The following is a 6000-nucleotide window of genomic DNA, read 5'->3' as shown; positions in this document are numbered from 1 at the left end:
GGGGGGATGAGGGGGGGATGAGGGGGGGATGAGGGGGGGATGAGGGGGGGATTGAAATTTTTTTGCCGGAGATCGATTGAAAAAAAATTTCGTGCGAACCGGATCCGGAATTTTGTGTTAGGGACTTACCAAAAGATGATCCGAATCGGTTCATAATTCCAATTATCAAAATGGTTGAAATGGTGAATCGTAAGGAGGATTCCCCGCCTCAGGGCCTCTCCGAGGCACGGCGGGGCAGGGAAGTTTTATTTTTTGGTCGTTGAAACCGCCGCGGGGGCGTCCCACGGGGGCGGCGGCGTTCATCGCAACATTATGTTAATGCAACACGAATTTTATTCAATAAATTCCTTTATTGAAAATTCTGAAGCTGACAATTTTGTTTCTTTATTCCACAATTCTTTTCTCATCGATAGGACTGTATTAACAAATGTTTGTTCATTGGGTTCATCCAAGAATTCCTTCAGAGAGAGAATCGTTGAATCTCCCGCAAAAATCCATGAGTTAACCCATTCAGTTTGTAATTCTCTTTTTAAATCGCCCATATTTTTAATATCCGGCCGGTTTTTCTTTAAAGGGTCAAGTTCAGCAGGATTAAGGAACGCATACATCAATATAAGTATACATTTATATCGACACTCTTTCAATTCGTTCTCTTTGCTCTCTCTTTCTTTTCTTTTTTCCCAAAGATAAGTAAAATATGTACCGATTATTCCACTAATCCCGAGAAGACCGAATATCGATATAATTATTTCATCATATGACACAAGCAACCCCCGTCACATTCTAGCTTACATCTATCTCTCCGCATAGGATAGTCTAAATGTTTTGCTCAAGGAAAACTCATGAAGTCATGAGAGGGAAAGGGTCCTCAGCTCAACTATGATACTTCTTTCATACACCCTGCAGATAATTAATGATACACCCGCGCACTTCCCGCCGGTCAACCGCTTCCTCAGGTAACACAAGGAGTCTGATTACCATCGCCGAAATCCCCAAAGAAGAATACGTGCTGAAATGCACATCCGCATGCACCGGGTGCAGCGATTCGCTGGCACTGCGGTACGTGCTCAGGGAGTTCTCCCGTTATGTTGGAGGCTCCGGTCACTATGCCGGGAACATCTCCACCCTGTAGTTTGTTCATCGCCCGGGTCGGAAAAGAGTTCAATCAAGGTCCAGCAGATCCCGGATGAGTGCAACGATCGCGAGCCGGTGCTGTTCACTGACAGCACCGATCCGGTGCCGGAATCGTTCACGGTCCAGGGCAACGATCTGGAATGCAAGTACAACACTTTCCACTTCAAGGCCGTTGTGCGGGTCCGGGGAAATGGTGAGGGTATGCGAGAACCGGGCACTGCTTATGCTGCTGGTCAGCGGAACGGCAAGGATGAGCCCGTTCGCACCCCCGACAATAATTGCAGGTCGCATCCCCCGCTGTTCATGCCCTTTTGCATCGGTGAGATCCACGAGCCAGACAGCCCCGTTCTTCATCGATCAGTGCTCCAGTGTTTTTAATGTGGCCCTCTGCCAGATACCCGTCTCCTTTTTCAGGTCTTCGAGATCCCTCCGGGTGGGCTTATAGAGGAACTCTTTTGCTTTTGAGATCCCAAGCGCAATCTGGGCCTCTGAATAGAACGGTTTCAACCGTTTTACCTGCCGTGATGCTTCGAGCGGATCGCATTCCTGCCGGATCGAATAATACCCATAGGTTGCGCCAACTTCGAGGGGTACTGGCTTGAGCCCGAAGATCCTGCCGAGCTCGTCCGCTGCCTCTTTTTCTGCGGTATTCAGCCGGGTGCCGGTTTCCAGGTTCTCGAACTCGTGGGTGTGGGCGTACAGGTCCTGCGTCAGGTCCGGCGAGTAGGGTCCGCGTACATACAGGCTGCAGGAATACCCGAGGTCGATACCCCTGAGTTCAAGCAGGCAGACGAGTTTCTGGGCAATGAGCCGGTCGTCGAACCGTGCGATATCGAATTCGAAGCCCAATTCTTTAAAGAAGGCAATTGCTTTTTTCCGTTTTTCCATAATTCATGCACCGCAGTGGAGGAACCGGCACAGCCAGATCCGTATTCTTTTCCATTCATCCTGTCCTTCAGTCGTGATAATATAGAGTTCGAGTTCTTTTCCTTCCGACGTTATCTTCTCGGAAGTGAGATATCCCATGTCTTTGAGCACATTGAGGTTGGCAAACAGTACACCGTCATTGATGTCGAGTGCTGCCTTGAGCTCGCGGTAGGTTGCCCCATCGGGTCCGAGGGCGGCAAGGCTCGCGAGCAGTTTCAGCCGGACGAGCGAGAAGACTTTCGCGTTGAGCCCTTCGGATTCGTTTAGGATGGAGAGGATATCATTCTGCATACAGTATCACTCCCTTGTTCTTTTCATGATGATTGGTGGCCCGGGTTATTTACTTTGTTATTTACTTAAAGTTTAAAGTAAATGAAAGCAGGGGTTGGGGTACTTTCTGCGTATTGAAAATTTTTTGGCGCAAGAGCGATCGTATTTTTTTTGCAAATCTGATCTTGTTTTTTTTGTAAAAAGGGCTTGGCAAATTTGATTCAAATCGGATCCATGCTTGAATTATTGGGTTGTTTGAGTTTGGGAGTGCTGAGGAGAGTCCCCCGCCTCAGGCCCTCTCCGAGGCACGGCGGGGTGGCGGCATTCATCGTAAATGAGCGCACCCCCACCCAGCTCAACTATGATACTTTTTTCATACACCATGCAGATAATTAAAGATACACCCGCGCACTTCCCGCCGGTCAACCGCTTCCTCAGGTAACACAAGGAGTCTGATTACCATCGCCGAAATCCCCAAAGAAGAATTCGTACTGAAATGTACATCCGCATGCGCCGGGTGCAGCGATTCGCTGGCACTGCGGTACGTGCTCAAGGCAGCCGGCCCCGACACCGTCATGGTCGTGCCTGCCTGCTGCACGAGCATCCTCCAGGGCATCTACCCGAACACTGCATTCAATGTACCGGTCTACAACATCGCTTTTGGTGCCGCAGCGGCCTGTGCATCGGGCATGTCAAATGCGTTTAGGGCAGCAGGAAAGAAGACGAATGTCATCGTGTACGCCGGTGATGGCGGGACGCTTGACATCGGCATCCAGGCGATGTCCGGCGCATTCGAGCGCGGTACGGATTTCCTGTATATCTGCTATGACAACGAGGCATACGGCAACACCGGCATGCAGCGCTCCGGCGGCACCCCGATGGGCGCAAAGACCACCACCACGCCCACCGGCAAGACCGATGCCAAGAAAGACATCGACAGGATCATCGCCGCCCATGACCCGCCCTACCTGGCGACAGCATGCGCAGCCTACCCGCAGGACCTTTTCAGGAAAGTGCAGAAAGCCCTCACGTTCCGGGGCCCTACCTTCATCCACATCCTCGCACCCTGCCCGCCCGGCTGGCGCTACCCCACCGAGAAATCGGTTGAGATGGGAAAACTCGCCGTCAAGACCGGCATGTGGGTGCTCTACGAGCGGGAGTACGGGAAAGTCACGATCGGCCCACAGTCGAAGGTAGCGATGAAAAAACCGTTGCCGCTCGAAGAGTACCTCTCGCCGCAGGGACGGTTCAAGGGCATTGATACCAGGGTCGTCGAGATCCTCAAACAGCGGATTGCAAAGAATTTCCAGCGGCTGGCAGCCGAAGAGGAGGCGTCAGCATGAAGAAGATCGCCACCGGCAACAAGGCAGTGGCTGAAGCCGTAAAGCAGGCCGGACCCACGGTTGTCGCCGCGTACCCCATCACCCCGCAGACCGAGATCGTGGAGCAGATCGCAGAGTTCGTGACCAGCGGCCAGATGCCGGCCAAGTACATCGCGGTCGAGAGCGAGCATTCTGCAATGGCAGCCTGTATTGGTGCGAGCATCACCGGCATTCGCACGTTCACCGCCACCAGCTCGCACGGCCTGCTCTACATGCACGAGATGACCAACTGGGCAGCAGGCGCACGCCTCCCCATCGTGATGGCGAACGTGAACCGCTCGCTGGGACCCGGGTGGAACATCTGGGCAGAGCACACCGATGCCCTGCAGGAACGCGACACCGGCGGGCTCCAGGTCTACGTGAGCACGGTGCAGGAAGCCTACGATGCAACGCTCATGGCATTCCGGATCGCCGAGCACAACAATGTGCTCCTGCCGGTGATGATTAACCTTGACGGATTTTTGCTCTCCCACATCATGCAGCCGGTCGATACCGTTGAGTTAGGGGATTTCATACCAGCGATACACCTCCCCCATGCCATCGATCCCAAACACCCTGCCGGCTACGGCACGCTGACCGGCCCTGACCAGCAGTTCAAATTCCGGTGGGAGATCGAGCGCTCGATGCGGGATTCGGTTAAGGTCATCGAAGAAACCGAGAAGGAGTTTGCCAAGCGCTTTGGCCGGAAATACGGCTTTACCGAAGACTACCGGTGCGATGATGCAGAGGTGATCATCATTGCGCTGGGTACGCTGGGCAAGGAAGCGGAAGTAGCCGTTGACCTGCTCCGGAACGAAGGCATAAAGGCCGGTTCGATGCGCATCCGCTGGCTCCGGCCGTTCCCGAAACTCAACCTGAAAGGAAAAGAAGTGGTGGTTATCGACCGCGATTATTCGTTTGGTTTTGGCGGTATCGTAGCGAATGAGATCAAAGCGAAGACCGGCGCCAGCCTCTACAGCGTGATCGCCGGTATCGGGGGTCAGGAAGTGACCTACGATGATATCGCAGGATTCGTCCGGACCCGTCGTATGGGTGAAGAGTTCTGGTTCGGGGTGAACGCCCATGTTTGAGATCCGCATCCACTCCCGGGGCGGACAAGGCGGCGTAACGGCAGCCCGGCTCCTTGCAATGGCCGCACTCCACGACGGCAAGTACGCGACCGCGTGCCCGTTCTACGGTGCCGAACGCCGGGGCGCACCAATCGTCTCGTTCGTCCGCATCGATGACAAACCCATCAAAGTCTACAGCCAGATCCGGCAGCCGGACATGGTGGTCGTGCTCGATGAGAGCGTGATGGACGTGGTCGATGTGCTGCACGGCCTGAAAAAAGGCGGCCGTGTGTTCCTCAACAGCGCAAATAAAAAAGTTTTTGAAGGATTTGAGTGCCATAACGTTGACGTGACCGGCATTGCACTGCGCGAGAACCTTGTGGTTGCCGGCAGCCCGATCCTCAACACGCCGGTGCTTGGGGCGCTTGCAAAGATGGGGATCATTACCGCAGACTCCGCGAAAAAGGCAATCCGCGAGATGTTTTCCGATGAACGCAATGTCAAAGCTGCCGAAGCGGCATATAAGGAGATGAACGCATGAGTTCTTCACGTGAGCGCCTTGCAATAAGCCGCCCGAAAGAGGGGGCAGCCGGGCAGACGGGAACATGGCGGGTGTTCAAACCCGTGGTTGACCGGGAGAAATGCAATGCCTGCGGGATGTGCGCCATGTACTGCCCGGACGGAGTGATCGATGAGGATCTCAATGTCGATCTCCGGTTCTGCAAGGGCTGCGGTATCTGCGCCAACGAATGCCCGAAGAAGGCGATCGGGATGGTGCGGGAAGAGAAGTAATTTTTTTTGCTCTGGAGAAACGGGCATGAACGGGAGTTCACACCCGAGCCATGAAAATCATGTTTGTGATATTCCCCCGCCTCAGGGCCTCTCTTCAGGCACAGCAGGGCAAGGGGGTGTTGTAATTTTAGTCGTTAAATCGCCGCGAGGGCGCCCCGTCGGGGGCGGCGACGTTCATCATTACCGGGGGTATGGAAGTCTCAACCCCCATCATTATAGTAAAGAGCAATCGATTCATAGGAAATCATTGAGAAAACTCTGACACTTTCGGGAGCTTCCCACCACCACTGGGGCACCCCCCATTGCGATGACAACGTATTACCGGTAACCTTACCCGGACTATCGCACTGCGCCCGTCCCCCAATGGGGGACTGGTGGCGCAAGAGGGGGGGGGCCATATATTACATAAAAATGGTTTTCTACTATGCAATTTTTTTCAGACAACC

General features: G+C 53.8%; 8 protein-coding genes and 1 pseudogene. 5 read left to right on the top strand and 4 right to left on the bottom strand.

Annotated elements, in window-relative coordinates; all coding sequences use genetic code 11:
- Nucleotides 1–332: 332 nt before the first annotated feature.
- Nucleotides 333–764: a hypothetical protein gene (locus WC593_13375; protein ID MFA4826137.1), complete on the bottom strand. Its 432-nt coding sequence runs from the start codon at nucleotides 762–764 to the stop codon at nucleotides 333–335.
- 215 nt (nucleotides 765–979) lie between these two features.
- Here WC593_13375 and WC593_13370 point away from each other — a divergent pair.
- Nucleotides 980–1072: pseudogene (locus tag WC593_13370) on the top strand (pyruvate synthase subunit beta).
- 89 nt (nucleotides 1073–1161) lie between these two features.
- On the opposite strand, the gene WC593_13365 reads toward WC593_13370, so the two are convergent.
- Genes WC593_13365 through WC593_13355 form a run of 3 tightly spaced genes read right to left on the bottom strand, consistent with a single transcriptional unit; the run spans nucleotide 1162 to nucleotide 2352 of the window.
- On the bottom strand, nucleotides 1162–1488 hold the full coding sequence (locus tag WC593_13365) for a type II toxin-antitoxin system PemK/MazF family toxin (protein MFA4826136.1): 327 nt from the start codon (nucleotides 1486–1488) through the stop codon (nucleotides 1162–1164).
- Nucleotides 1489–1491: 3 nt separating this feature from the next.
- Entirely contained in the window at nucleotides 1492–2022 is a 531-nt protein-coding gene (locus WC593_13360) for a hypothetical protein (GenBank protein ID MFA4826135.1), read from the bottom strand.
- Nucleotides 2023–2025: 3 nt separating this feature from the next.
- Complete coding sequence (locus tag WC593_13355) at nucleotides 2026–2352, bottom strand: transcriptional regulator (protein ID MFA4826134.1); 327 nt, start codon at nucleotides 2350–2352, stop codon at nucleotides 2026–2028.
- Between the two features lie 440 nt (nucleotides 2353–2792).
- On the opposite strand from WC593_13355, the gene WC593_13350 reads away from it, so the two are divergent.
- The 4 genes from WC593_13350 to WC593_13335 are packed head-to-tail and all read left to right on the top strand — an operon-like array spanning nucleotide 2793 to nucleotide 5554.
- Complete coding sequence (locus WC593_13350; protein ID MFA4826133.1) at nucleotides 2793–3674, top strand: thiamine pyrophosphate-dependent enzyme; 882 nt, start codon at nucleotides 2793–2795, stop codon at nucleotides 3672–3674.
- Complete coding sequence (locus WC593_13345) at nucleotides 3671–4783, top strand: transketolase C-terminal domain-containing protein (protein ID MFA4826132.1); 1113 nt, start codon at nucleotides 3671–3673, stop codon at nucleotides 4781–4783. Before WC593_13350 ends, WC593_13345 begins: the two co-directional genes overlap by 4 nt.
- The gene (locus WC593_13340) at nucleotides 4776–5303 is read left to right on the top strand and encodes a 2-oxoacid:acceptor oxidoreductase family protein (GenBank protein MFA4826131.1); all 528 of its coding nucleotides are present in this window, start codon (nucleotides 4776–4778) and stop codon (nucleotides 5301–5303) included. The genes WC593_13345 and WC593_13340 overlap by 8 nt, the downstream gene beginning before the upstream one ends.
- Nucleotides 5300–5554 carry a 4Fe-4S binding protein gene (locus WC593_13335; protein ID MFA4826130.1) on the top strand — a complete coding sequence of 85 codons (255 nt, stop codon included), beginning with the start codon at nucleotides 5300–5302 and terminating at the stop codon, nucleotides 5552–5554. Before WC593_13340 ends, WC593_13335 begins: the two co-directional genes overlap by 4 nt.
- The last annotated feature ends 446 nt before the right edge of the window (nucleotides 5555–6000 follow it).

The sequence above is a fragment of the Methanoregula sp. genome (assembly GCA_041645435.1).
Lineage (GTDB): Archaea > Halobacteriota > Methanomicrobia > Methanomicrobiales > Methanospirillaceae > Methanoregula.
Note: the sequence above shows the minus strand (reverse complement) of the source record. Positions and strands in the feature narration are given on the sequence as shown.